The organism is Acidisarcina polymorpha, from assembly GCF_003330725.1.
Classification (GTDB): Bacteria; Acidobacteriota; Terriglobia; order Terriglobales; family Acidobacteriaceae; genus Acidisarcina; species Acidisarcina polymorpha.
This window is the reverse complement of record NZ_CP030840.1, coordinates 7046826-7071178: the sequence shown is the minus strand read 5'-3', so window position 1 is coordinate 7071178 and position 24353 is coordinate 7046826. Positions and strand designations below refer to the sequence as shown.

The following is a 24353-nucleotide window of genomic DNA, read 5'->3' as shown; positions in this document are numbered from 1 at the left end:
AAAGATGCGGAACGATCTACTGGAGCCAGGTCTTATGCAGCTACGGGAACCGGCTCCCCGCAGTGTGAACACCGCTTGGCGGCAGCAGGGATGTCGCTTAGACACTCGGGGCAGGCTTTAGTTGCCGGCTTGGGAGCAGTAAGCTTCATTCGCGACAGCAGTGTATTGATCGGGAGAACGACCAGGAAGTACACCGAGGCGGCGATCAGCAGAAAGGAAATCGTATTATCGAGGAAATTTCCGTAGGTGATATGGGCGCCGTTGAGGTTGAGCACCAGATAGGAAAAGTTGGGCACCTTAACAATGGCTGATATCAGAGGTGTAATGAGGTCCTTCACCAGCGAGTTGACGATCGCCGAGAAAGCGGCGCCAATCACTACTGCCACGGCAAGATCGAGGACGTTACCGCGCAAAATGAAATCGCGAAAACCTTTCAACATGGGAGCATTCCTTTTCAGAGTGGAAGTGGCACGACGGTCGATTTCGAGAGTGCTAGCATTCTCAATTCCCAAAGGACCTACTGGACCCAGGCTAGATAGCCGATGTCGGCGCGGTCTTGGCAATGCTATCGCAAAATGACGGAATTGCAATGGTTGCTGAACTCTTGTGTTAACTCATCTGCATGACCGATTTGAGATGAGGAACACGAGGAGCGGGTTGGCTGCTGGGGCTACATCAGCCAGCCGTCATAGGGATAGAGCAGCAGGAACAGAATCATGGCTAGAGCCATGATGTCCATGTAGATCAGCAGCATTACGCCGGCATGGTAGAAGCTCCATTTCAGGCGAAGGCAACGCATCGTGTCGGCAGTGCCGAGGAAGGCGACGATCACCGGCAGGATCAGCCTAGGGTTGGCATGCGCCTCCGGGTACCCAGCCCAGACGAATGCCAGGATCAGGCTGCCGAGAACCAGCAGCGCGCCTCGCAATAGCGACTTCTTTCGAAGGTTGACGATGCTGGGAGGGTGCATCCGGATTGGGACGGCGATGGCGATAACACTCCTAGATCAGAAATACAGATGGTGTTATGTGCCGGAAATCTGCTCTGTAGGCTTTTTCCTGAGGGAAGCCTGCCCAGTTCGTTTCTTCGGCTACATCAACTGCACTTCTGCTCCTAGTCTAAGGGGAGGCCGCAATCTGCGGGTGTTCTCGATCCTATGTGGTCGAAATTGCGAGAAGATTTTGCGGGATGCTCCCGGCGGAATGAAACGACGGCAGGATCGGATCTTCGAGGGCTCTCGTGTGGAAAATTTCCTGGATCTGGAAACGATTTCGCCTGGTCTGCCACTATCGAAATAGGGGAGATGTCGTCTGCAGCGATTCCCGGTGGTTTGGGAACGTCTGCCGATGTCGCTGCCAAGGTGCGCTGAACTATCATGCCAGGGCAGGCCATGCCAAGGCAGGCCAGGCCAGAGAAGTCTGGTACATAAAGGGCGGAATATACTCCGCCCTCTTTCATGATCCAGCACTGAAGAGCTACGCGCGAAGCGGCGTCGCTAGCTCGAAGTCAGCGAGGGATTCTTCAAAGGGTGCGCGGAGAACTCCTCGTTCTGTAACGATTGCGGTTATGTATTTGGAAGGAGTTACATCGAAGGCAGGGTTTTCGATGCCGACTCCGTGCGGAGTGAGTTGCTTGCCGGCATGATGAGTGACCTCGACGGCCGCCCGCTGTTCGATGGGGATGTCGTCTCCGTGGGCGGTTGCGAGATCAATAGTTGACCACGGCGCTGCCACGTAGAAGGGAATTCCGTGCTCTTTTGCAAGCACGGCGACCCCGTAGGTGCCGATCTTGTTGGCGACGTCTCCATTGGCGGCAATGCGGTCGGCGCCGACGATGACGGCTTGGATCTTTCCCTGCCGCATCAGGCTCGCGGCCATGTTGTCGCAGAGGACGGTGGTCGGTATGCCGTCGTGCATCAGCTCCCAGGCGGTGAGGCGGGCACCCTGCAGGAACGGCCGGGTCTCGTCAGCGTAGACGTGAATCTCATGTCCCTGCTCGACGGCGGCGCGGATGACCCCTAGGGCGCTTCCATACCCGCATGTGGCGAGGGCGCCTGCATTGCAATGGGTCAGCACTGAACCGGATTGCGGCATCAGGCTTGCGCCGTGCGCGCCCATCGTGCGACAGGCGGCGATGTCTTCGTCATACATCCGGCAGGCTTCAGCGATCAACCCCTGGCGGATCTCCTCCAGATTTTTCCCTTCGGCCTTCAAGGCGTTGTAACGCCGGCGCATGCGCTCGATGCCCCAGAAGAGATTGACGGCAGTGGGCCGGGTTGAAGCAAGCGTCTTCGCAATGACTTCGAAATCTGCGTCGAGTGCAGCAATACTCGTGGCCGGACTTTTCTGAACCCCAATGGCGACGCCCATCGCGGCGCTGACGCCGATCGCCGGTGCTCCGCGGACGACCATGGTGGTGATGACGTCGGCGATCTGGTTATAGGTGGTTGCCAGCACGTAAGTCTCTTCGAGCGGCAGACGGGTTTGATCGAGAAAGCGGACGCCTTCGGCGGTCCATTCAAGCGTAGGAATCATCTCTCATAGTTTAACGTAGACCTGATGCCCGGCGCCCTCAGCTTTCTCTGGAATGCAACCCGCGGTCACCAGCTGCGGCCCTGGCGCAGCGAATATGTGAAGTGGCGGATTGAGACCTATTCGGGGATGAAGGCGGAGTCCATGACCACCCGGGATATTCTGCGTTTCACCTGGAAGGAGAAGCGGGCGCTGCTGCGGTTTCTGCTTTGGACGGGGAAGCTGCACGGGAGTGGGGACCGGTAGGCTGTTCAGCTATGCAGCGGTGCGTTCGAAGAATGCTACGCTACGCCCCAATACTCCGACTGGAGCGGCCCGAGTGGCCTCAAGTCTCCCAGGCCGCTGCCGGGCGCGACTGGAGGGTCCAAGAGCCGGCGCATGCGAGCCGGCGCCACAGAGGTAAGAATCAGAATGTAAAAAGAGGACCACAAGAATCCTCGATGAGTCGAAAGCAGGCAGGCCGTCAGCCAAAGTGCTGCCAGCGCCAGATTAGCCCATAACCAAAGCCGTTTCGCCAGGAGCGCTCGTGCTTGACCGAGCTCCGCATCAGGCCAAATTTCACGGGAAAGACCGCGATTAAATCGCCTCTCGGCCCAGATAGAAAGCGCCAATCCCAGAGCCATAGGCACCAGCAGCAGAATGCGCGGCCACGCCCTCCACAGGAAAGGGCAACCATCGCATACGTTGGCCGACTGAGCGGGAATGTGCGCGAGGGGTAAAAAGCACCCGGTTGCCGCGATGAATCCGCCCACGATGACCATCAGCGCGAGACGCTTCGGGTTGAGCTTGCGTTTCATAGGGAACACCACAAACTCATTACAGGATATGCCATTTCCGGATATGCCGGTACGTGTTTCAATCCCAACATGAGGTTCCTTCTTCGTGGGTCAGCTCTCCTGCTCCTGAGCACCTTTTTGTTCAGGGCCGATGGCCAAGCTGTACCCGCTCCCGATCCACAAAGCCCTTCAGTCACGCCGTCGAGCGAGCCGCAGCAGGGATCGGCAGACACTACCATTCGCGTGAACACCAGCGTGGTGCTGGTGCCTACTCTGGTCGAAAAGAAGGATGGCTCGGTCCTGTATGGCCTCACCCAGAAGGACTTTGTTGTTGAAGATAACGGGGTGCCGCAACAGGTCCATGTCGACGACGATCTTGATTCCCAGCCGGTCTCGATCGTTATTGCGGTGGAGAAGGGCGGTACGAGCCTGCTGCAGTTCGAGAAGATTGCCCGGCTCGGTCCACTGCTTGACCTGTTTCTCGGGGATGGCTTTGGCGCCGCGGCGCTCGTCACTTTCGACAGCCAGCCCCAGCTGGTACAAGATTTTTCCTCAAAGACCGGCCCGATTACCAGCCAGCTCCGGAATCTGGAACCGGGAGATGGCGGGGCAGCAATTCTGGATGCAGTCCGGTTCTCCATCGATCTGCTCGAAGAGCAGCCGCCTGAACGCCGTCGCATCCTGCTGCTGATCAGCGAGTCCCGCGATCACGGCAGCAAGAAGACGCAAGCGAAGGACCTCATCGAGCGCATCGGGACGAGCAACACGCTGGTGCTGGCGCTCACCTATTCCGCCTCCGGTGCGGAGTTTCTCAACGATTTGAAAGGCGGCGGCAGTGTTGGTCCGACAATGAACCTGTTGTCTCCGCTGCTTATGGCGGTCGCAGCGGTACAAAAGAATGTGGCGAGGCAGCTGGCGGTGATGAGCGGCGGCGAATATGCACCTTTCCTGAAAGAGAAGGGTTTTGAGGACAGGATCGAGGAGGTCGCCAAACACGCGCGGAATCGTTACATGTTGAGCTTCCGGCCGACCGATAAAGCTCCTGGATTTCATACACTCAAGGTGAGACTCAGCAGCGATTACGGCGCAAGACTGGTGGCCCGGACGAGCTACTGGGCTGCGGATGAGGCTGGTGTTCCCGCTTCACCGTAGATTCATGCGGCAGAACGTCTTCGGTTTTTCATGGTCCCTTGTTCGAGCACGCGCGTCTATTCGTAGAGTTGTAGCTTGAGCAAATTGGGAACTATGCCCAGGTCTTGAGACACAAATAAAAGAGGAGCAGGAATGAGTGAGACAACGAAGTTAAGTTCAAATGACGGATTTGAACTGGGTGCCTATGTTGCACGTCCGGCCGGCGAAGCGATCGGCGGGTTGGTAGTGATTCAGGAGATTTTTGGTGTGAATAAGCATATCCAATCGGTGGCCGACGGCTATGCGAAGGATGGATTCCTGGTCGTCGCGCCGGCTATCTTTGATCGGGCCGAGAAGAATGTGCAGTTGAGTTATGAGGGCGATGATACGAAGAAGGCCTACGATCTCATGAAGAAGACTGAAATCCCGAAGGCGCTTGAAGACATCCAGGCGGCGCTTGACTTTGTGCGGGCGCAAACCGGAAAGAAGGCGGGAACGATCGGCTATTGCCTGGGCGGATTATTGTCCTGGTTGAGCGCGACCCGGCTGAACCCGGATGCGTCGGTCGGCTACTATGCGGGGGGCATCGGCAACTTCGCCGAGGAGACGCCCAAGGCTCCGGTGATGCTGCACTTCGGACGGAAGGATTCGCATATCCCCGCAGAGCAGGGCGAAAAGGTCAAGAGCCTTCACCCCGAGGTCGAGGTCTTCTGGTACGACGATGCGGACCACGCCTTCAATCGTGATGTAGGCGCGACGTACAATCCACAGGCAGCCAAGCTTGCCCGGGAACGTTCCCTGGCCTTTCTCAAGAAGAATCTCACCTAAACGGGAATGCTGGCTGATGAGCGGAGGTACAAGCGCCTCCGCTTCTTCTTGTAAGAAGTGGGCGTTGAGCAGGAGATGAGGAATTTGCGCTGAATCGAGTCGAGCGCTCGCTGATCGGCATCTACCATAAGAACCTAATAAGCAGGACCCACTGGACTTACCTGTTGGGGCGCAGTGCGACCAACCGACTTCAGACGGGTAGAGGAGAACGACTCCACGCATGGCAGCGGCCGCGGCAGTGAATCCAGAGCTCAAGGCGCAATGGCGGCCGAAGACCAATCCGTGGATCATCGCGGCCACGGTCGCACTTGCGGCCTTCATGGAGGTGCTCGACACCTCGATCGCCAACGTGGCGCTTCCTCACATTGCCGGCAATCTCGGCGCCAGCGGGGATGAGAGCACATGGGTGCTGACCGCCTACCTGGTCTCGAACGCAATCGTCCTGCCGATGGGCGGCTGGGCGGCTAGTGTCATTGGACGTAAAAACTTTTTTATGTCCTGCATCGTGATCTTCACCGTAAGTTCCTTTCTTTGCGGGATAGCCTCCAGCCTTGGCCTGCTTTTGCTTTTTCGCGTTTTTCAGGGGGCGGGCGGCGGCGGTCTGCAGCCGATGGCGCAGGCAATCATGGCCGATTCCTTTGAGCCCTCGAAACGAGGCCTGGCATTCGCTCTCTATGGACTGGTAGCGGTGCTGGCTCCGTCGATTGGCCCGGCGCTGGGCGGATGGATCACAGACAACTACAGCTGGCATTGGATTTTCTACATCAACATCCCGGTTGGCATCCTGGCATTTGTCCTCACCAGCCGCCTGGTCGAGGATCCTCCTTTCGCGAAGTCCGACCGCAAGAACCTCTTCAAATTGGATTATGTCGGGCTTTCGCTGCTGGTCATCGCGATGGGCTCGTTGCAGATTGGCCTCGATAAGGGCGAAGAAAAGGACTGGTTTGGATCGAACTTCATTCGCGGGTTCGGGATTGCTTTTGCAATCTCCTTCGTCGCCCTGATGATCTGGGAGTGGTACAAGAAAGATCCACTCATCGACGTCCGGCTTTTCAAGTTCAAGAACTTCGCCGTCTGTTGCTTTCTGATGCTGCTGACGGGCGGATTCCTGAATGCTACGACCGTACTTCAGCCCCAATTCCTGCAGCAGACGATTGGGTACACCGCAACCAATGCCGGCTTCTCTTTGACTGCTGGTGGTTTCGCGCTTCTGTTCATGGTGGCGATCGCAGGCCAGCTGGTCGGGCGCTTTCCGGCGCGCAACATTATCATTACCGGGTTCGCCTTGTTCGCGGTGGGGTATTACTTTTCGGCGACGCACCTGAACCTTGGGATCAGTTTTTATACCGCATCGATCCTGCGCGTGCTTCAGGTGATCGCGATTCCGTTGGTGTTTATTGCGGTCACCACGGCCGCCTATTTCGGCTTGCCTTCAGAGAAGAACAACCAGGTGTCGGGGCTCATCAATTTTGCGCGGAACATCGGCGGCAGCATCCTTATTTCGATTACCAACGCGATCGTAACGGAGAGCGGCCTGTGGCATCAGAACCAGATGCGGAAGTACCTGACCCCAACCGATCCTTACTTCCACAATCGGATTAGCGCGCTTAAGGATTTCTTCACCACCTCGGCAGGGAAGGCGAATGCCGAAACGCTGGCGCAGGGCCGGATTTATAACCAGCTGAATACGCAAGCCACGGCCCTGGCCTATGTCGATGTCTTCTGGATTCTCTTTGCGGCCGCGCTTCTGATGATCCCGCTGACTTTCCTGCTGGATAAAAACAATCCCCGCGAGCAAAAGGGCGAGATTAGGATGGAATAGGGATGTCCGGTGGAGATCCATTCCGAGTGATATTAGGCGGCCGCTCGTTGCTGAAGGGGACCGCCTGGTTCCTGCTGCTGGCGGTGGTCCTGCCGGGTGTAGCCTTGCTCAGCGTGCGCTGTTGCGAGATGACTCCGATGGCGTCATCCGCATGCTGCGAGAATGCCGGGACGGTGCAAGCGATGGCATCCAGTTCCCCTACGGCGATGAGTTCTTTTTCCGATCGGAAGGGGATAGAGGATTGCAGTTTCGCCGTGGCGACTTGCGGATCCTCTTCGATCTCTGCAGTTGCGCCCGACGCGATTGAGCGCAGCGACAAGACCTATCGTCGAGTGCTTTTGCCTGCCCATCATGCCGTGACTCGAGCCTATGGCCTGGTTCTCGCCGACGGGCCGCCCTTCCATGCCCCACGAACGCCTCCGAGGCTTGTGTCGTTCGATCCGCTCTCAATTTCATTACGAATCTGATCTATCTCTCCGCTCACCGATGAGTCACTGGCACGCGCTTCGCTTCGCCTCCGGTGGCCTTCCGACTGGTTTTTTTGCGGATGGAGAATGAAATGCGTTTTGCACACAAGTTCGGCTATCTGTCGATTTTAGGCATGTGGCTTTCTTCCTATGTACCGGCCCAGCAGGCGCCAGACCATTCCATGGCCGGGCCGATGAACATGCCCGTGGATAGTGGGATGAAGATGGACCCAGGAATGAAGATGGACTCGCCCATGGCGGGCGAAGGTTTCCTGAGCACGATCCTCCAACATGACACGTCGGGCACCAGCACTCAACCCGGCTCTACGCCAACTCCCATGCTCATGAAGATGACCGGAGGCTGGATGCTCATGTTTCACGGGAATGCGTTCCTGTTGGAAGAGCAGCAGACCAGCGCGCGTGGAGGCGACAAGTTTTTGTCTACAAACTGGATAATGCCGATGGCCCAGAGGCAGCTAGGGCGGGGACAACTGACGCTACGCGCGATGTTGAGTCTCGAGCCAGCGACGATCACCGGTAGGCAATATCCACTGCTCTTTCAGCAGGGGGAGACCGCCTACGGCAAGCCGATTGTCGATGGCCAGCATCCTCACGATTTTTTTATGGAGCTGGCCTTGCTCTACGATTGGCATCTTGCCGAGAAGACGCTGCTCTCTCTCTATATCGCCCCGGTAGGCGATCCTGCGATTGGGCCGACCGCCTATCCACATCGGGAGTCGGCAAGTGAAGATCCTTTAGCAGCGCTCGGACATCACCAGGAAGACTCGACGCATATTTCTGATGATGTCGTTACGGTTGGACTCGCGAGCGGAATCGCTCGTTTGGAGGCGAGCGGCTTTCATGGACGCGAGCCGAATGAGCACCGCTGGCAGATTCAGCAGGGAACTATCGACTCCTGGTCGACCCGGCTGACCCTGCAGCCCGGAAAAAACTGGAGCGGTCAGTATTCGTTTGGCCAACTGCATAGCCTGGAAGCGCTTTATCCGCGAGAGAACCAACAGCGGATGACGGCCTCGATCATGTATAACCGGGCGCTGCACGGCGGCAACTGGGCAAGCACGGTGCTTTGGGGGCGGACCCGGTCGCTCGAGGACCACGCGATCTTCAACAGCTATTTGCTGGAGTCTACCTATCGCTTCCATCGCCAGAACTCCATCTGGACACGGATCGAAAATACCGATCGCTCGAACGAATTGCTGCTGGGAGAGAATCCTTTGCCTGTCAACTTCACAGAAACACCGGTCGGTCGAGTTCAGGCCTATACCTTCGGCTACGATCGCGAAGTTGGCTGGCTTCCTCATGTCTCTACCGCGCTCGGGGCGCAGGTGACGACCTATGGAGTGCCGGGAACGCTACGTTCTGCCTACGGTTCCGATCCGGTAGGAGTTGCAGTTTTCCTGCGCCTGCGGCCGCTCGCGCATAGGGATCATTAAGCAGAAGTACAGTGGGGCGTGATGACCAGCAAATGGGCGCGGCAGGCCTCTTCCTACGGGAAGGCTTGCCGGCTTGAGTGGTTCGCGTTGTCGTAGCCGTGCTTCTGTTCTTAGCGGCCCGGCGTGAGTGGAAAGGATTCGACCCAGGCGCGATGGATCATCATGGTTTTTTCTTCGGGCGTGGGCTCGCGGAGTTCGCCGGTGTTCGGGTCAGGCGCCTTCAATTCGGAGACACGCACACAAATGGCCTCGAGGGTGGCGCCCCAACGCTCGAGTTGCTGGTCACGGTATTGGTTCAACGGATCGGAATTCATGGCATCTCTCAACAAACAAATTATGCCAGATTTCGGATCAAAGTTTAACCAGTCCAAGGCCGGAAGAATGGCAATGGCGCGATCAGAATCTGCACATTACGAGACAGTTTGGCTGATTTAGACCTGTTCAGGCACAATCGCAGCGGGGTCGGTCGGGCGGTTGCCGTCGTTGCCGCGAAAACCTGGCCCATGTTACTCTTAAGCAGACACTTAGAGTGGACTCGAGAGAAAACGTAGAGAGGTAACGCACCACCGTGCTGGCTGCAGAGAAAAAAACCGACATCATCACCCGCTTCCGCACTCATGACTCCGATACCGGTAGTCCTCAAGTGCAGATAGCGATCCTTAGCGAACGCATTGGCGAATTGACCGAACACTTCAAAACGCACAAGAAAGACCATGCTTCCCGCCGTGGCCTCTTGATGCTGGTAAGCAAGCGTCGTCGCCTGCTGGACTACCTGAAGACCACCGATACCGATCGCTACCGCGAGGTGATCGGCAAGCTGGGCATTCGCAAGTAAGCGAGACACTTGTCCCCAACAATACAGCGAGAGTGTAGATATCTGAAGCCGGCCATAAGAGTGGCCGACAGACCTCCGAAGGCGGCAGGCCCGATGGCTATGCTGCCTCTTCGCGTTCGCGCGTTCTCCGCTGACCTACCCGTCCCATGACAGATCGAGAAATGAGGGTTCCATGAAACACGACGTGACCGTCGAGCTTGCCGGTGGCAAGCAGTTGCATTTTGAAACGGGCCGGATGGCCAAGCAGGCCTCTGGCGCTGCATTGGTGACTCAGGGTGACAGCGTGGTCCTAGCGACTGCGGTCGCTTCGCCCGATCCCAAGGAAGGTATTGACTTCTTTCCTCTCACCGTCGACTACCGTGAATATGCTTATGCCGGTGGCCGCATTCCCGGGGGATTCATCAAGCGTGAGGGCCGACCAAGCGAGCGAGAAATCCTCACCTCCCGGCAGATCGACCGCCCGATACGCCCGCTGTTTCCGGAGGGCTTCCGCAACGAGACGCAGGTCATTGCGCTGGTTTTTTCCGCCGACAAGGAAAACGATCCCGACATCATCGGCATCAATGCGGCGAGCGCCGCTCTGGCGCTTTCGGATATCCCTTTTAACGGCCCAGTCGGTGCTGTTCGCATTGGTCATGTGAATGGCGAGTTCGTCGTCAATCCCTCGTACGCTGAGCGCGAGATCAGCACCTTGAACATCACCATTGTCGGCACCAGCGAAGGCATCGTGATGGTCGAGAGCGGATCGAAAGAAGTCAGCGAAGAGTTGGTCGCTGATGCTATTGATTTCGCCCACGTTGAGATCAAGAAGATCGTTGTTGCAATCAACGAACTGGTTGGCCTTGCGGGAAAAACCAAGCGTACGGTCGCGCCCATCGAGTTCGATCATGAGTATTTCGCGGCGTTGAAAGCCAAGATCGGCGACCGCTTAAGCGACGCGTTAGATACCCAGAAGCATGGCAAGTTCGAAAGCTACGCGCTGATCAAGCAGATCAAGGACGACCTAGCCAAGGAACTTCCTGAGGGCGAAGCCGGCGCCAAGGCAAAGCTGGCAAAGTATTATGAAGCGCTTCGCGAGCAGATCTTCCGCGAGCAGGTGACCAAGGAGCGCACCCGTCCTGACCGGCGCGCCTTCGACGAGATTCGTCAGATCACGATCGAGACCAGCGTACTCCCGCGCACCCACGGCTCGGCGCTCTTCACGCGCGGCGAAACTCAAGCTCTAGTTACCGCGACGCTCGGCACAAACGACGATTCGCAGCGGCTGGAGAGTTTCCAGGGCGAGCAGAAGAAGCGTTTCATGCTGCACTATAACTTCCCGCCGTTTTCAGTCGGAGAAACCGGGCGCATGACCGGGGTGGGCCGCCGCGAAATCGGGCACGGAGCGTTGGCGGAGCGCGCCATTGCCGGCGTGCTGCCAAGCGAAGAGGAGTCGCCCTATGCGATTCGCATCGTCTCCGACATCCTCGAGTCGAACGGCTCTTCATCAATGGCTTCGGTGTGCGGCGCAAGCCTGGCGTTGATGGATGCCGGCATCCCGATCAAGGCCTCCGTCGCCGGCGTGGCCATGGGTCTGGTCAAGGAAGACGAGAACTACGCGATCCTCACCGACATCGCCGGAGCGGAAGATCACTACGGTGACATGGACTTCAAGGTCGCTGGCACGCGCACCGGGATCACTGCTTTGCAGATGGACATCAAGATCAGCGGCATCACCTCGCAAATCATGCGCGAGGCGCTGGAGCAGGCCCGGCGCGGGCGGCTCTTCCTGCTCGACACGATGGATGCTCACCTCAGCGGGCCACGAGTGGAGAAATCGAAGCATGCTCCGCAGATTCGCACGTTGCAGATTCCGGTGGATAAGATTCGCGACCTCATCGGGCCAGGTGGCAAGGTCATTCGTGGAATCATCGAATCAACCGGCGTCAAGATCGATGTCGAAGACACTGGCCGGGTCAACGTAGCTTCTTCTGATGCCGATGGATTGGCCAGGGCGCTCGAGATCATCGGCAACCTGACCGCAGTTCCGGAGGTAGGCAAGACTTATCTCGGGAAGGTGGTTCGACTCGCTGAATTCGGCGCATTTATCGAGCTATTTCCGGGCACGGATGGACTCCTGCACATTAGCGAGATCGCCGAACATCGGGTCAAGGAAGTTAAGGACGAGCTGAATGAAGGCGATCAGGTCCTGGTTCGGGTGCTGGGCATCGAAGGCAACCGGATCAAGCTCTCCCGTAAAGCATTGTTGAAGGAGCAGCGCCAGAAGCTAGGCTTACCTGAGCCTGGTGTCGCTGCCGAGCTGCAAGGCAGCGCTGCTCCGGCAACGAGAACGCCAAATCCGGGCGGCCACGCACCAGTAGAACGGCAGCCGAGTTCGAACGCCAGCACCATCACTATCGAAGGCGGCGACGACTTCGACGAAGTTGAGGGTGGAGATGATTTCGAAGAAGGCGATGAGCCGAACTTCAACCGCGCCGAAGGCGCACCGGTAGCAACTGTCGGAGCAGCCGCGGGTGGTGGTTCGGCTTCGGGAGCTGGACCTGCAGGTCAGCGCCGCCGTCGCCGCCGCAGCGGTGGCAGTGGACGAGGCCGCGGTCCCGGCGCACCCGGGGCGGGAAGTCGCGGACCACGCTAAATCTACATGAGCAATAGGCACGAAGAATGGCTGCGGATCAACGCAGCCATTCTTATTTGTAGATGGTTCTAGTAAGCAGCTTGGGGAGACGGAGCTTTCCACCTCCGGTGCTAGCCATGAATTCAGCGCTACCGCGGCACTCACCGGATCCTGGCGTTTTCACCAGAACAAATTTTGCTTGTTAACACATTCCGATCCAGAACTAGATGCAGCTGCTCTAGGAGCTTTATAGAATGGGCGCCTGGCGATTGGCGACACTGACGTTGATCGGCTTGATTTGGGGATCCGAGTGGCTGATCCTTCGTGATGTGGATATCTCTCCGCTTCACGCTCTAGCTTGGCGCTGCTCCGTTGCCGCACTGATGCTCGCTGCCATCAGCGCGATATTGCGGATTCGCTTTCCCCGGCGCCGTTACGTAGGCATCGCTGCACTGACGGGTGTCACCATGATGGCGCTCCCGGCCGGTCTCACAGTTTGGGCCGGGGTACATATCACGCTGGGTTTGCTGGTGGTTATTCTCTCGATGACTCCGCTGATTGCCTCGCTGATCGAGGGTCGAGCGAGCGGAACGGTCTTAACTCCGTTGATTGGCGGCGTAGGAGCAACCGCTATTCTTGTTTCTCAGGGACTCTCTTTCGCCGCTGCTCAATTGCCTGGCATCGCCGCAGTTCTTACGGCCGCGACCCTCATCGCTGGTTCCGTTGTCATCGTCAAGCGAGAACTTAGCGGCGTGCATCCGGTGATGATGAGCGGTATTCAGTTCGTCTTCGCTGCCGCCGTCCTAGCTCCTTTGGCGCAGCTTGTAGAAGACCACGCAAGCTATTTCCCGGCTGGACATTCGTTGGCGGTCGAGTTCCTGACTGCGATTTTCGGAAGTGTGCTGGCATTTCCTCTTTATTATTGGCTACTTCGTCACTTGCAAAGCTACCAAGTGACTTCATCACAATGGGTGGTTACGCTCGTCGGCGTAGCCGAGGGTTTGATTCTTCTGCACGAGACGCCAACCTGGAGAGCTGTCGCTGGAATGGCGTTGATGGCGGCGAGCCTTGCTGTACTTTGGAGGAACAAACCTGGGGGCGACACTCCATTGACAATTCAGATAATGCCGGCCTCAACTGAAGGCTGAAACCAACTCGCAGTCGGTTATCATACTGGCATGAGCGCGTCGATGTACATCGTCGTCGAGGGAGAGGATCCGGGCTTCGACATCTTTGTGAATGGCAGAGTGTTAGCAAGGAATGAAGATGCTCTGGAGAAGCTCGCGGAACGATTGGGAGTCAAGCCTCTGCTGGAGTTCTTCTCTGCAGACCATAACTCGATGGCCTTACTGCTGGATGAGGGCGCGGGCGATCCGGAGTGGGCGAAGACCCTGCCGCCACCACAATGGTTCTCCCCTGATGACGGATTGGAGACCATCTGTGCGCTGATGGAGTACCTCAGAGAGTCTCCCGATAATTTGGGGTGCGATACTCGGAACGTGATCAGAGAGCTTGAGGAGTTTGAGCGGGTCCTTCACAAAACTGCCGTACGCAATTTGAAGTGGCAACTGGCTGTGAGTTGGCGGTAAGTCTAGAGCTAATCTTTAAGTCGGCAGCTAATCCTTCACTCTAGAGCTAATCCTTAACTCGGATTAACTCTAGAACTAATCCTGGTATAGGCAGCTCAGCTCTTCCAAGAGTCGAGCTGCTTCCTCAAGAGAACAATCTGTCCTAGATGGTAGCTGGTGTGGTCGGCTGCCAAGAAGATCTCGCGAAGGACGGTCTGCCCGTCGCCCCACGGAATGGTTGCATACATATTCTCTGCCGGATCCATAATGATCTTCTGGAATTCGGCAAGGTCGGCTTGCAGTCCGCGGGCCACGGAATCCCACGCATCTTCGGATGGAGGCACATGCTCAGCAGGCCAATAGTCATCTGGCCACTTGGGAGCGAGATACTTCGGGTTTGTACAAAAATCCAGCAGGTCGTGAAGAGTGAAGTGGATGTGCCACAAGAGTTGCCATGCATTGTAGGGGGCGCCCTGCGGCTTGGCGGCGCGCTTCTCAGTGGGAAAGTCGGCCAGCACTGAGTTAACGTCGGCATGCGCGCTGCCACCGCGGAGTAACTCCACCAGTTGTTCGCGTAGTTCTCGAATATCGATTGCCATCTTTCGCAGCTCCATCTTCTAAGATGCAAAAACTAAGCCCCGGCTGCCACGGTCTCGCGCTTGGGGTTTCCGAATACATTGCCCATCCGGCGAATCTGTGCGCCAACGCCTCTCAGCTTTTCCTCAATGTGCTCATAGCCGCGATCCATGTGATATACGCGGTCGAGGATCGACTCGCCATCGGCCACCAAGGCGGCCAAGACCAGCGAAGCCGAGGCGCGCAGATCAGAGCACATCACCGCAGCGGAGGAGAGCTGAGACTTTCCGCGAATGGTCGCGGTGCGGCCTTCTACCCGAATGTCGGCCCCCATGCGAACCAGCTCCTGCACATGCATGAAACGGTTCTCGAAGATGTTCTCGGTAATCTGCGATGTTCCTTCCGACTGCGTGGCGAGCGCCATGTACTGGGCCTGCATGTCGGTCGGAAATCCAGGATATTCCTGGGTGGACACCTCGACGGCTTTGAGCGTGCCTTCGCTGCGCACGCGAAGCGACTCTCCATTGATGGGGTCGATCCGTGCTCCAGCCTCGGTGAGTTTTCCGATGATGGCGCCCAAATGACTTGGGTTGCAGTTGGCAACGCAGAGATCGCCGCCGGTGATGGCGCCGGCGATGAGGAAGGTGCCGGCCTCGATGCGGTCGGGGTTGATGCGATGGCGCGCTCCATGAAGCTTATCCACGCCCTTGACGCGAATGGTCGCCGTACCTGCTCCTTCGATGTTCGCGCCCATCGCGGTAAGTAGCGCAGCGAGGTCGGTCACCTCGGGCTCCCGAGCGCAGTTCTCAAAGAGGCTCTCGCCCTCGGCCAGAACGGCAGCCATCAGCAGATCTTCGGTCCCGGTCACCGTGACTTTGTCGAAGACAATGTGCGCGCCTTTGAGGCGTTCGGCGCGTGCCTCAATATAGCCATGTTCGTAGCTGATCACCGCGCCCATGCTTTCAAGCCCTTTGATGTGGAGGTCGATGGGACGGCCGCCAATTGCGCAGCCGCCTGGCATCGCAACCCGGGCCAGGCCGGTGCGCGCGACCAAAGGTCCCAGCACCAGCGAGGAAGCGCGCATGGTCTTGACGATCTCGTACTTCGCGGTGGGATCGGAGAGCACCCGGCAGGAGATCGTGGTGCGATGTTGGGCCCGGCCATAGCCTAGCTCAACTTCGGCGCCCATCGAGACTAGCAGCTTGCGTTCTGTCTCGATGTCCTGGACCTGGGGAATATTTTCCAGAACGACTTCATCTTCGGTGAGAATGGCCGCGGCCATGCAAGGAAGGGCTGAATTCTTGGCTCCACTAACACGGATGGTACCGAGCAGCGGGTTTCCGCCGCGCACAACAAACTTATCCATAATCGGCTTGATTGCTCCAATTGAAATCTTACTGTAAACCAGGAGCTTGCTCGACTTTACGGCAAAGTGAGAGGCTACTTTGGACATCAACTAGTACACTTGCAACGCTAGGTTTCTCACCCTGTTCCAAAGCGGAGAATTCGTGATCGAAAAACTCAAGAGTTTGTGTGTGGTGTCAATCGCTGCGATCGTGACCATCGTTCCTTTCACTCAACCTTCGTTCGCTGAGAAGAAACCCGAATTGATGGTCAAGACGAAATCGGGGAAGGTTGCGGGAAAGGCGCAAGGCGACGTTCGGGTATTCCTTGGCATTCCCTTCGCTCAACCTCCGGTTGGACCGCTTCGCTGGAAGCCTCCGGTGCCGGCGGCAAAATGGCATGGAGTGCGCCAGGCGACTGAGTTCGGTCCGCGCTGCATGCAGTCCAAGCTCTACGCAGACATGGTCTTTCGCGACCCGGGCACCAGTGAAGACTGTTTGACGCTGAACGTCTGGACTCCTGCTGCCGATAAGAACGCGAAGTTGCCGGTCATGGTCTGGATCTACGGCGGAGGCTTTCTCGGCGGCTCGTCCTCCGAGCCGAGGCAGGACGGAACCGATCTCGCCAAGGACGGGGTAGTGGTTGTCTCGATGAGCTATCGCCTGGGAATCTTTGGCTTTTTCGCGCATCCGGCCTTAGCCGCCGAGTCCCCGCAGAAGGCCGCGGGGAATTATGGCTTCCTCGATCAGACAGCAGCAATGGCGTGGGTACAGAAAAACATCGCGGCGTTCGGCGGCGACCCGGCCAAGGTCACTATCTTTGGCGAGAGCGCGGGATCGTTCTCGGTCAGCTCACAGATGGCTTCTCCGCTAGCTAAGGGGCTCTTCATTCGAGCGATTGGGGAGAGTGGCGGCGCGTTCTCGAGTGGCGGCCTGCCTTACAAGGCTTTAGCGGATGCTGAATCGCAGGGCTCGAATTTCGCGACGACGGTACTTTCTGCAACCACGCTGGAGCAACTACGAGCTATCCCGGCGCAGCAGTTGCTGGATGCCGCCGCCAAACCGCCTCCCGGAGTGCGCTTCGCTCCCGATGTCGACGGATACTTCTTGCCGGAAAGCGTTCCCGCCATCTTCGCGGCGAAGAAACAGAATGACGTCCCGCTGTTGGCAGGCTGGAATCGCGACGAAGGTGGAATCAACGAAAAAATCACCTTGGAGCTTTTCAAAGCCGATCTGGACAAGCAGTTTGGTTCGGAGTCAGCTGAATTGCTTCGACTCTACTCCGCGACCTCCGATGCTGATGTAGTGCGCGCTGCCGCCGACTTGGCGAGTGACCGGTTCATCGCATTCTCTACCTGGAAGTGGCTCGAAGCCGCGGTTGCCGATGGCTCTCAGCCGGTCTACCGTTATCGTTTTGATCTGGTTACGCCCGCAGACCCGAATCATCCCGGAGGAATCGCCGCCTACCATTCCTCCGAGATCCCCTACGTCTTTGGAGCGCTCGATCTTTTGCAGGGATACAACTGGCGGCCTGAGGATTACAAGATGAGCGAGATTATGCGGAAATATTGGACGAACTTCGCCAAGACCGGCGATCCGAACGGCGACACGCTCCCAAAATGGCCGAACTACAAGGCCGATTCGGGATGGGAAGTGATGCACTTAAGCCCGGATCCGGCGGCCGAACCGGATCGTAACCGCGATCGTTACTTGTTCCTGGACAAGGTGTGGGGCAAGTAAGAGGCAAGTAAGAATCGGGCTGGCGCCAGCGCCACGTTGCAACGACGCTTCAGTGCAAGGCTCAATCTTGATGCAGAGTAGTCTCAAACGAAAAGCCGCCTCATCGGGAGGCGGCTTTTCGTTAGTTTCAGGGATCTACAATTCGAGCGTCGTGTCTTCGATCGCCAGCCGCACGTTTCCATCCGAGCGGGCGAGTCGTCGAACGGCCTCAGGTTTATCCACACCGGCCTTTAGCATGACTAACGCCACAGGAATGCTGCGCCCTGCGGACTTGATCGTGTCCACCGCAGTCTCGCGATCGATGTCACAGGACCTCATCAACAATGAAATTCCGCGCTCCACGAGCTTGGAGTTTTGCATATGGACGTTGACCATTGCATTCTCGTAGACATATCCGAGACGCGTCATGGCGCCGGTGGTGATCATATTGGTGATCATCTTCTGGGCAGTCGCGGCTTTCATCCGTGTTGACCCGGAGATCACTTCAGCGCCTACCTCAGCAACAATGACGATGTCGGCGGCGTCAGCGAGCGGCGTGTTTTGATTGCAGGTGATTGCCGCGGTCTTAGCGCCGCGGGCGCGCGCATAGGCAACGGCAGCCACGACGTACGGAGTTCGTCCGCTCGATGAGAGTCCGATCACCATGTCTTTCCGAGTGGGACGCCGCCTCGCAATATCGCGTTGCCCTAGTTCTTCAGAGTCTTCGTTGACCTCGACAGCCGATGCAAGTGCTTTCGGCCCGCCAGCCATGATGTATTGCACCGCCTGCGGCGGAGTCGAGAAATATGGTGGGCACTCGCATGCGTCGAGCGCGGCGATGCGGCCGCTCGATCCGGCGCCCACATAAATAAGGCGTCCTCCGTCACGCAGACTGCGCGCAACCGAATCGATGACTAGAGCGATTTCCGGAAGCGCCCGCTTGACCGCAGCGGAGATCTTCGAATCTTCGTGGTTGATTATTCTTGCGATTTCGAGAGCGGATTTCGTATCGAAGCCTTGGGAAGCTTCGTTCGCGCTTTCGGTGGTGAGATGGTTGAGACTCGCGGCCGAATGTTGCTGTCTCTCCGGCTTATTCTGCGTTTCTGCGTTCGTTGTAATGGTGGCCATGTTTTTGAGTGTTTACCCGCTACGAACTTCCCCATTTTAGACCTAACCGGCTTGTAAATGGGAAAATTGAATCCTCGCCTACCTGATTGGACGTACTCAAACGTTTACTGGTGTGAGACGGGACACATTCCTCTTGCGATGGCATTGAAAACGGCATCGTAAAAGGCTGGACGGACTTTGCGAATGGCTTGCGAGGAACGATCCGGCCAGGTTCGATTGGTGAGCAGCGTGACAGCGAGCCGCCGATCGAGGTCAATCCAAAGAGAAGTTCCCGTGTAGCCGAGATGTCCAACGGAGTGGCTGCTGAAATGATGGCCTGAGGACGAGTCCCCCGATGGCGTGTCCCAGCCAAGCGCTCGCGAGCTATCTGACGGAGAATCCTGCCTTCGGGCAAAGAGACTCAACGTTTCGGGTGAGAAGAGGACCTCACCCTTCTCTGTTTTTCCACTCGATACGATGCAGGAAGCATAACGAAGCACATCCAGGGCGTTCGAAAAAAGCCCCGCATGGCCGCTGATCCCTCCGAGAACGAAGCAGTTTTCGTCGTGGACTTCCCCCTGGATAACGCGCTGCCGAAAGTCTTTATCGTCTTCGGTTGGAGGGATGAAGTTTCGGCTGGCTAGTGGAGGTTTGTAACCGGTAGCGGTGAGGCCTAAGGGTTGGAAGACTTCGCGGTTACAAAACCGATCGAGCTCTTCGCCAGCCAAAATCTCAAGCGCTTTACCTAGCAGGATAAAGCCGATGTCTGAATACTCCGAACGGGCGCCAGGGGTGGATTCCAGAGGCATACGGAGGCAGGCGGCAAGCAGTGCATTTGGCGTGCGGTTTGCTTCGAAAAGCGGGGCATACGCTGGAAGTCCTGAAGAATGTGCTAGAAGCATACGGAGCGTTACCCGGCATCGTTCCCGCGCCGAAGGCATGCCGATCACAAATCCAGGGAGGATTTCGCCAAGGATCTGATCGAGATCCAGGCGGCCGCGCTCGTAGAGCAGCATTGCTGCAGAGGTGGCTCCCAGTACTTTGGTAATGCTGGCGAGGTCGTAAATCGTTCCTGGCTGCACGACGGGTGAATCCTCGTCGTAGGTAAATCCCCCAAGCCCGTCTAACGCAAGAATTTTTCCTTCGTAGAACACCCCGAAACTTGCGCCTGGGAATGCCCGCTCCGCAATTGCGTCCTGGAGGACAGAATAGGCGTCGGCGAAGCGGATTCGCTGATTTAAAGTAGTAGCGATGATCTCCGCCGGAGTGTCAACAATGTTCATCGGTGAGCCTATGGTAACTCGCCCGGCTATCGATCCCGTCCGATCCCCGTCTATCTGGCAGAGGCGTGATTATGCGTGAATTTGGAAGGATTATTGCGGCTTGTGGGGCGGTGATGATGCTGAATCTTGGTGTCGTTGCGCAATCATCGTCAAACCCCTCGACCGCCAAATCCGGTCCCGACGAGGCGAGTAAACCATCTGCGAAGACGCTCGAGATCCCGGCTGGAACCAAGGTGCTCTTGACCATTCGCAGCGCCATCAACACCAAGACCGCTCAGGCGGGGGACGGCGTCTATTTGCAGTCTAGTTTTCCAGTGCTGGCGAACGGCCGGGCCGTCATCCCCGCCGGGGTCTATGTGCAGGGGGTCGTCGACTCGGTCGAACGTCACATCCGGATCAAGGGTCCGGCCAAGCTGACCATGCATTTCACCAGCATCATCTTCCCGAACGGTTCGGTCGTCGAGATACCCGGACAGGTGAGTGGATTGCCGGGGTCTGATGGCCCCAGAGTCAAAGGCGACGAGGGGAAGATACAGCAGGGCAGCAGCGCGGGCGACGTAGCGAAAGCAGCGGGCAGAGGCGCGGAGGTCGGTGGCGGCGTCGGAGCCATCTCGGGTGGCGTCAACGGCCATCCCTTTGAAGGGCTAGGCATCGGTGGGGCTGCGGGAGCGGTCGCCGGGGCTGCTGTCTCGTTGTTCACGCATGGCAATGACATCAGCATTCCTTCAGGAACGCCTATTGAGATGGTGCTCCAGCGCCCGTTGACCTTGCAGGAGTCCAATCTCGGCGGCCCCGATGTTACCGGGCAATATGTTCCTGCGGCCAACCAGCGACAGGCGCTGCAGAAGCCCAGCCGATCGCCAATGACCTGCCCGTCTGGAAGCCTGGGCTGCTCTTAAAACGCCTTCAATGAGAGACATTCCAAGTAGAATGGAGGAGCGCGCCAGCAGTTGTTAAACAATTGAAGCGATACTCCAACGATGAACGATTCATTCAACGAAAACCCGTTGCTCATGCTCGAAGCCAACCCGGTGGAGAGCTCGTCCGGTAAGGATTCGATGGAAGAGATTCCTCCGGTTACCGGGAAATTGCGGGTCTGGCTGCGCGACCTGATGATCTCAGTTGTTGTCTCGTTCCTCATCATTACGTTCCTTTATCAACCGGTGAAGGTCGAGGGCACGAGCATGGCGCCTCGACTGCATGACCAGGACCGCCTCTTCATCAACAAGTTCGCCTATAACTTTGAAAAGATCGAGCGTGACGATGTTGTCGTCTTCTACTATCCCCGGGACACACAGAAGAGCTATATCAAACGCGTGATCGGATTGCCGGGGGACACGGTCCGCATTGATGACGGAGAAGTGTTTGTGAACGGGAAAGCAGTCGCTGAACCATATGTTCCAGAGCGTTTCCGTGATGTCCGTTCGATGGACAGCTTTCGTGTGCCGCAGGGTGAATACTTTGTCATGGGAGACCATCGCTCGATCTCGAGCGACAGCCGCGACTTTGGCCCGGTGGAGCGGAAGCTAATTTACGGCAAGGCCGCCTTTGTTTACTGGCCGCGAGAAGAGATGGGGGTCGTACGATGAGCGATATCTCGAATGCTGCACTGCATTCCGGACCGAACTGGATTGTCGGCGGCCTCTACTCCATTCGTGGATGGTCGCATCACTTTAACATTGCGAAGATCCTGGTCATCGACGGGGGCGTTATTCATATCGCCATTTATCGCGAGGAATTCGTAGGACGCCCTGACGCGGTCGATACGGCGTCCTTGAGTTTAGGATCGGTCGAAGATGATGTTTTTGGGGTGATGCATATTCCTCTGGAAGCCAGCATGTTCGCTCAGCACGAACCGGAACTGATCCTGGAAACAGTCGTCAGTGAAGAGGATTTGCAGGGATATCGTACCTATCTCGATTACCACTCCGACGGCTCACAAGGAGCGTTTGGCATTCCTCCCACCAGGGTGAATTAGGAGTTGTCAACCAGAGCGCCATGGCAAGCTGCTGTCAGGGAAATGGCGAACTTGTTCGAGCGTAGTATCCCGCTCTCGAGCGCACGACAAGTCCAGCGGGCGCTGCTTGAATCACGACCTTGCGGAAGCTTCCATCCGCCGCCTTGTTGGTCGAGTAGTAGCTTAGTGAGTATTGAGAGCGTAGTTCTTCGGCAATCTCTTGGAATGCCTGCGACAGGTCTGTATGCAGGCCATCGAAGTCGCGGCCCCCGGTCTGTCCGGTCAGGTGGAGCAGGATAGCGGCGCCTTGTTGATTTCTGGCGGAGATCCTGCCGTGATGGATTGCCGTGTAGCGTACCGCGAAGACAAGAACGTCTGCATCCTGAGCTTCCGCAATGGCTTCGACTTCGTCGTGAGCGCTCGAATTTTCCTCTCCATCGGTGAACAAAATGAGGACGCGGCGATAACCGCTGCCGCCAGAGAGCTTCTCTTCGACGCCGGCATATACCGCGTCGAAGAGCGCCGTGCCCCCCTCGCGAGACGGGTCAGGAGCCAGCTCCGGTAGACTTCCTGCGTTCTTCTCGAAGTGCTGCAGCCCAGTGACGATGCCAGCCGGCGAGGATGTCAGATCACTTGCTAACCTCATGTGATCGCCGAAGCAGAGGGCGAAGACTTGATCCTGGGGGCGGAGGATCTCACGCAGGAAGGCCTCGGTGTCTTTGACGTGGCGTTTAAGGAACTGGTTCTGGGAGTCGGAAACGTCGACCAGCAGCCCAATTCTGAGGGGCAATTGAGAGTCGCCGGAGAATGACGCGATCTTCTGCGGAGCGCCGTCCTCATAGACGCTGAAGTCATTTGCGCCGAGCCCGGCCGCAAATTTCCCTGAAGCATCATGCACGCTGAAGGTCAGAGTGACGAGGTGTATTTCGGAACGAAAGGTGGTCTGCTGCGCAGTCGCGGCAAGCGCGGCGAAGGCGGCCAGCATGAGATAGTCGATCCATCTTCTGCGCATGGATTTCCTGTAAGTGAAACTTCCATCAAATACGCATGCCGCGTCCGCCGCAGTTCCGGGTAGCGCGGAAGTTTTCTGCTAAAATCTATTGAATCCACTCCACGGAGAAGCGATGCAGGCTATCCTTGCGCTCGAAGACGGGCGCATCTTCCGCGGTGAAGGCCACGGCGCCAAGGGCGAATGTTCCGGCGAAGTCGTTTTCAATACTTCCTTAACCGGTTATCAAGAAATTTTCACCGATCCTTCTTATGCGGGGCAGATTGTCGTCCTGACCAACCCGCAGATCGGCAACTACGGCACCAACTCCGCGGACAATGAGGCGGCCAAACCCTTTATTGAAGGTTTGGTCACGCGCGAGTTTTCGCCGGTCAGCTCGAGCTGGCGTTCTGAGCAAGTCGCCGACGATTATCTCGAACGCTATAACGTTCCCGTTATCTCGGAGATCGACACGCGCGCCCTGGTGCGCCATCTGCGCACCCACGGCGTCATGCGCGGGGTCATCTCCACCGTCGAGAGCGATAGCGATTTGCTGGTGGCGAAGGCTCGCGCCATCCGCAAAATGGACGGCACCGACCTCGCCAAGGTCGTCAGCACCAAGACCGTCTTCGAGTGGGACTGCAACGATCCGCGGAATTACAACAACGATCCGTTGATCGCGCTCGACGAGGACGGAAACCAGCCCAAGCTGCCTCCGGCCGACTTGCATGTCGTGGCCTACGACTTCGGCATCAAGAACAATATTCTGCGCATGTTGACCCGCGAAGCTTGCCGCGTCACCGTGGTTCCGGCGGAGACCTCGGCGGAAGATGTTCTAGCGCTGAAGCCCGACGGCATTTTTCTCTCAAATGGCCCCGGCGACCCGGAGCCGGTCACTTATGCGCATGAAAATATTCGCAAGCTGGCCGGTAAAAAGCCCATGTTCGGCATTTGTCTTGGGCATCAGTTAATCGGCATTGCGTTGGGCGGGAAGACTTACAAGCTGAAGTTTGGCCATCACGGCGGGAATCATCCGGTGAAGCAGATGGATTCCGGCAAGGTCGAGATCACTGCCCATAATCACAATTTCGCCGTCGATCCCGATTCGCTGAAGCAGAGCGAGGTCGATCTGACGCATATCGATCTGAACGACAACACCTTGGAAGGGTTGCGGCATCGTTCGCTGCCGCTATTTAGTGTGCAATATCATCCGGAGGCGAGTCCGGGGCCGCACGATTCGAATTATCTGTTCCATGACTTCCGCACGATGATGGAGGAGTGGAAGCGGGGTCGATAATGGAATGAGGCTGCTGAGTACTGGCTGCGACAGTTCACCTCGTACATTCCGCTGCCA

The 24353-nt window shown here is 57.3% G+C and carries 25 protein-coding genes; 14 read left to right on the top strand and 11 right to left on the bottom strand.

Annotated elements, in window-relative coordinates; genetic code table 11:
- Window positions 1-32: 32 nt before the first annotated feature.
- From mscL to mtnA, 3 genes are all read right to left on the bottom strand, one after another.
- Window positions 33-440 carry a large conductance mechanosensitive channel protein MscL gene (gene mscL / locus ACPOL_RS30385; protein ID WP_114210492.1) on the bottom strand — a complete coding sequence of 136 codons (408 nt, stop codon included), beginning with the start codon at window positions 438-440 and terminating at the stop codon, window positions 33-35.
- Window positions 441-670: 230 nt separating this feature from the next.
- The gene (locus tag ACPOL_RS30380) at window positions 671-970 is read right to left on the bottom strand and encodes a permease (protein WP_114210491.1); all 300 of its coding nucleotides are present in this window, start codon (window positions 968-970) and stop codon (window positions 671-673) included.
- Window positions 971-1475: 505 nt separating this feature from the next.
- On the bottom strand, window positions 1476-2534 hold the full coding sequence (mtnA, locus tag ACPOL_RS30375; protein ID WP_114210490.1) for an S-methyl-5-thioribose-1-phosphate isomerase: 1059 nt from the start codon (window positions 2532-2534) through the stop codon (window positions 1476-1478).
- A gap of 24 nt (window positions 2535-2558) precedes the next feature.
- Here mtnA and ACPOL_RS30370 point away from each other — a divergent pair, with 24 nt between their 5' ends.
- A complete protein-coding gene (locus tag ACPOL_RS30370; RefSeq protein WP_114210489.1) occupies window positions 2559-2777 on the top strand; it encodes a hypothetical protein in 219 nt (72 codons plus the stop codon).
- 35 nt (window positions 2778-2812) lie between these two features.
- Here the strand turns inward: ACPOL_RS30370 and ACPOL_RS30365 are convergent, their stop codons facing one another.
- Entirely contained in the window at window positions 2813-3328 is a 516-nt protein-coding gene (locus ACPOL_RS30365; protein ID WP_114210488.1) for a hypothetical protein, read from the bottom strand.
- Between the two features lie 117 nt (window positions 3329-3445).
- Between ACPOL_RS30365 and ACPOL_RS30360 the strand changes: the two genes are divergently transcribed.
- From ACPOL_RS30360 to ACPOL_RS30350, 3 genes are all read left to right on the top strand, one after another.
- Window positions 3446-4459, top strand: a complete 1014-nt coding sequence (locus ACPOL_RS30360) for a VWA domain-containing protein (RefSeq protein ID WP_161557662.1) — start codon at window positions 3446-3448, stop codon at window positions 4457-4459.
- A gap of 132 nt (window positions 4460-4591) precedes the next feature.
- Complete coding sequence (locus tag ACPOL_RS30355) at window positions 4592-5266, top strand: dienelactone hydrolase family protein (protein ID WP_114210486.1); 675 nt, start codon at window positions 4592-4594, stop codon at window positions 5264-5266.
- 220 nt (window positions 5267-5486) lie between these two features.
- Window positions 5487-7088, top strand: coding sequence for a DHA2 family efflux MFS transporter permease subunit (locus ACPOL_RS30350; protein WP_114210485.1), 1602 nt, complete (start codon window positions 5487-5489; stop codon window positions 7086-7088).
- Here the strand turns inward: ACPOL_RS30350 and ACPOL_RS30345 are convergent.
- Window positions 7075-7407 (bottom strand): hypothetical protein, encoded by a 333-nt coding sequence (locus ACPOL_RS30345; RefSeq protein ID WP_114210484.1) that lies wholly within the window; start codon window positions 7405-7407, stop codon window positions 7075-7077. The two genes, ACPOL_RS30350 and ACPOL_RS30345, sit on opposite strands and share 14 nt — an antisense overlap.
- A 240-nt stretch (window positions 7408-7647) precedes the next feature.
- On the opposite strand from ACPOL_RS30345, the gene ACPOL_RS30340 reads away from it, so the two are divergent.
- The gene (locus ACPOL_RS30340) at window positions 7648-9009 is read left to right on the top strand and encodes a hypothetical protein (protein WP_114210483.1); all 1362 of its coding nucleotides are present in this window, start codon (window positions 7648-7650) and stop codon (window positions 9007-9009) included.
- A 110-nt stretch (window positions 9010-9119) separates the two neighbouring features.
- On the opposite strand, the gene ACPOL_RS30335 is transcribed toward ACPOL_RS30340, so the two are convergent.
- Window positions 9120-9323, bottom strand: a complete 204-nt coding sequence (locus tag ACPOL_RS30335; RefSeq protein WP_114210482.1) for a hypothetical protein — start codon at window positions 9321-9323, stop codon at window positions 9120-9122.
- A 254-nt stretch (window positions 9324-9577) separates the two neighbouring features.
- On the opposite strand from ACPOL_RS30335, the gene rpsO reads away from it, so the two are divergent.
- The 4 genes from rpsO to ACPOL_RS30315 all read left to right on the top strand — a co-directional run bounded on the left by rpsO (window position 9578) and on the right by ACPOL_RS30315 (window position 14047).
- Complete coding sequence (gene rpsO, locus ACPOL_RS30330; RefSeq protein ID WP_114210481.1) at window positions 9578-9844, top strand: 30S ribosomal protein S15; 267 nt, start codon at window positions 9578-9580, stop codon at window positions 9842-9844.
- A gap of 172 nt (window positions 9845-10016) precedes the next feature.
- Window positions 10017-12479, top strand: coding sequence for a polyribonucleotide nucleotidyltransferase (pnp, locus tag ACPOL_RS30325; protein ID WP_114210480.1), 2463 nt, complete (start codon window positions 10017-10019; stop codon window positions 12477-12479).
- 233 nt (window positions 12480-12712) lie between these two features.
- Window positions 12713-13606: a DMT family transporter gene (locus tag ACPOL_RS30320; RefSeq protein WP_114210479.1), complete on the top strand. Its 894-nt coding sequence runs from the start codon at window positions 12713-12715 to the stop codon at window positions 13604-13606.
- Window positions 13607-13648: 42 nt separating this feature from the next.
- Window positions 13649-14047 (top strand): hypothetical protein, encoded by a 399-nt coding sequence (locus ACPOL_RS30315; protein ID WP_236657127.1) that lies wholly within the window; start codon window positions 13649-13651, stop codon window positions 14045-14047.
- 95 nt (window positions 14048-14142) lie between these two features.
- Here ACPOL_RS30315 and ACPOL_RS30310 read toward each other — a convergent pair whose 3' ends face one another.
- Window positions 14143-14625, bottom strand: coding sequence for a DinB family protein (locus ACPOL_RS30310; protein ID WP_114210477.1), 483 nt, complete (start codon window positions 14623-14625; stop codon window positions 14143-14145).
- Window positions 14626-14657: 32 nt separating this feature from the next.
- On the bottom strand, window positions 14658-15968 hold the full coding sequence (gene murA / locus ACPOL_RS30305; RefSeq protein ID WP_114211149.1) for a UDP-N-acetylglucosamine 1-carboxyvinyltransferase: 1311 nt from the start codon (window positions 15966-15968) through the stop codon (window positions 14658-14660).
- A 142-nt stretch (window positions 15969-16110) separates the two neighbouring features.
- Between murA and ACPOL_RS30300 the strand changes: the two genes are divergently transcribed.
- The gene (locus tag ACPOL_RS30300; RefSeq protein ID WP_201759042.1) at window positions 16111-17685 is read left to right on the top strand and encodes a carboxylesterase/lipase family protein; all 1575 of its coding nucleotides are present in this window, start codon (window positions 16111-16113) and stop codon (window positions 17683-17685) included.
- A gap of 135 nt (window positions 17686-17820) precedes the next feature.
- Here the strand turns inward: ACPOL_RS30300 and murQ are convergent, their stop codons facing one another.
- The gene (gene murQ, locus ACPOL_RS30295; protein WP_114210476.1) at window positions 17821-18792 is read right to left on the bottom strand and encodes an N-acetylmuramic acid 6-phosphate etherase; all 972 of its coding nucleotides are present in this window, start codon (window positions 18790-18792) and stop codon (window positions 17821-17823) included.
- Between the two features lie 104 nt (window positions 18793-18896).
- Window positions 18897-20054 (bottom strand): serine hydrolase domain-containing protein, encoded by a 1158-nt coding sequence (locus ACPOL_RS30290; RefSeq protein ID WP_114210475.1) that lies wholly within the window; start codon window positions 20052-20054, stop codon window positions 18897-18899.
- A gap of 71 nt (window positions 20055-20125) precedes the next feature.
- Here ACPOL_RS30290 and ACPOL_RS30285 point away from each other — a divergent pair, with 71 nt between their 5' ends.
- The 3 genes from ACPOL_RS30285 (at window position 20126) to ACPOL_RS30275 (ending at window position 22032) form a co-directional block, all read left to right on the top strand.
- On the top strand, window positions 20126-20953 hold the full coding sequence (locus tag ACPOL_RS30285) for a TrbI/VirB10 family protein (protein WP_150133189.1): 828 nt from the start codon (window positions 20126-20128) through the stop codon (window positions 20951-20953).
- 159 nt (window positions 20954-21112) lie between these two features.
- Complete coding sequence (lepB, locus tag ACPOL_RS30280) at window positions 21113-21643, top strand: signal peptidase I (RefSeq protein WP_114211147.1); 531 nt, start codon at window positions 21113-21115, stop codon at window positions 21641-21643.
- Complete coding sequence (locus tag ACPOL_RS30275) at window positions 21640-22032, top strand: hypothetical protein (RefSeq protein WP_114210473.1); 393 nt, start codon at window positions 21640-21642, stop codon at window positions 22030-22032. The genes lepB and ACPOL_RS30275 overlap by 4 nt, the downstream gene beginning before the upstream one ends.
- Before the next feature lie 34 nt (window positions 22033-22066).
- Here the strand turns inward: ACPOL_RS30275 and ACPOL_RS30270 are convergent, their stop codons facing one another.
- Window positions 22067-23023 (bottom strand): VWA domain-containing protein, encoded by a 957-nt coding sequence (locus ACPOL_RS30270; protein ID WP_114210472.1) that lies wholly within the window; start codon window positions 23021-23023, stop codon window positions 22067-22069.
- Between the two features lie 112 nt (window positions 23024-23135).
- On the opposite strand from ACPOL_RS30270, the gene carA reads away from it, so the two are divergent.
- Entirely contained in the window at window positions 23136-24296 is a 1161-nt protein-coding gene (gene carA / locus ACPOL_RS30265; protein WP_114210471.1) for a glutamine-hydrolyzing carbamoyl-phosphate synthase small subunit, read from the top strand.
- The last annotated feature ends 57 nt before the right edge of the window (window positions 24297-24353 follow it).

Excerpts from the sequence above, each read along its gene's own strand:
- mscL (WP_114210492.1), bottom strand. The coding sequence starts at position 440 with ATGTTGAAAGGTTTTCGCGATTTCATTTTGCGCGGTAACGTCCTCGAT.
- ACPOL_RS30380 (WP_114210491.1), bottom strand. The coding sequence starts at position 970 with ATGCACCCTCCCAGCATCGTCAACCTTCGAAAGAAGTCGCTATTGCGA.
- mtnA (WP_114210490.1), bottom strand. The coding sequence starts at position 2,534 with ATGATTCCTACGCTTGAATGGACCGCCGAAGGCGTCCGCTTTCTCGAT.
- ACPOL_RS30370 (WP_114210489.1), top strand. The coding sequence starts at position 2,559 with ATGCCCGGCGCCCTCAGCTTTCTCTGGAATGCAACCCGCGGTCACCAG.
- ACPOL_RS30365 (WP_114210488.1), bottom strand. The coding sequence starts at position 3,328 with ATGAAACGCAAGCTCAACCCGAAGCGTCTCGCGCTGATGGTCATCGTG.
- ACPOL_RS30355 (WP_114210486.1), top strand. The coding sequence starts at position 4,592 with ATGAGTGAGACAACGAAGTTAAGTTCAAATGACGGATTTGAACTGGGT.
- ACPOL_RS30350 (WP_114210485.1), top strand. The coding sequence starts at position 5,487 with ATGGCAGCGGCCGCGGCAGTGAATCCAGAGCTCAAGGCGCAATGGCGG.
- ACPOL_RS30340 (WP_114210483.1), top strand. The coding sequence starts at position 7,648 with ATGCGTTTTGCACACAAGTTCGGCTATCTGTCGATTTTAGGCATGTGG.
- ACPOL_RS30335 (WP_114210482.1), bottom strand. The coding sequence starts at position 9,323 with ATGAATTCCGATCCGTTGAACCAATACCGTGACCAGCAACTCGAGCGT.
- pnp (WP_114210480.1), top strand. The coding sequence starts at position 10,017 with ATGAAACACGACGTGACCGTCGAGCTTGCCGGTGGCAAGCAGTTGCAT.
- ACPOL_RS30320 (WP_114210479.1), top strand. The coding sequence starts at position 12,713 with ATGGGCGCCTGGCGATTGGCGACACTGACGTTGATCGGCTTGATTTGG.
- ACPOL_RS30315 (WP_236657127.1), top strand. The coding sequence starts at position 13,649 with ATGTACATCGTCGTCGAGGGAGAGGATCCGGGCTTCGACATCTTTGTG.
- ACPOL_RS30310 (WP_114210477.1), bottom strand. The coding sequence starts at position 14,625 with ATGGCAATCGATATTCGAGAACTACGCGAACAACTGGTGGAGTTACTC.
- murA (WP_114211149.1), bottom strand. The coding sequence starts at position 15,968 with ATGGATAAGTTTGTTGTGCGCGGCGGAAACCCGCTGCTCGGTACCATC.
- murQ (WP_114210476.1), bottom strand. The coding sequence starts at position 18,792 with ATGGCCACCATTACAACGAACGCAGAAACGCAGAATAAGCCGGAGAGA.
- ACPOL_RS30290 (WP_114210475.1), bottom strand. The coding sequence starts at position 20,054 with ATGAACATTGTTGACACTCCGGCGGAGATCATCGCTACTACTTTAAAT.
- ACPOL_RS30285 (WP_150133189.1), top strand. The coding sequence starts at position 20,126 with ATGCGTGAATTTGGAAGGATTATTGCGGCTTGTGGGGCGGTGATGATG.
- lepB (WP_114211147.1), top strand. The coding sequence starts at position 21,113 with ATGGAAGAGATTCCTCCGGTTACCGGGAAATTGCGGGTCTGGCTGCGC.
- ACPOL_RS30275 (WP_114210473.1), top strand. The coding sequence starts at position 21,640 with ATGAGCGATATCTCGAATGCTGCACTGCATTCCGGACCGAACTGGATT.
- ACPOL_RS30270 (WP_114210472.1), bottom strand. The coding sequence starts at position 23,023 with ATGCGCAGAAGATGGATCGACTATCTCATGCTGGCCGCCTTCGCCGCG.
- carA (WP_114210471.1), top strand. The coding sequence starts at position 23,136 with ATGCAGGCTATCCTTGCGCTCGAAGACGGGCGCATCTTCCGCGGTGAA.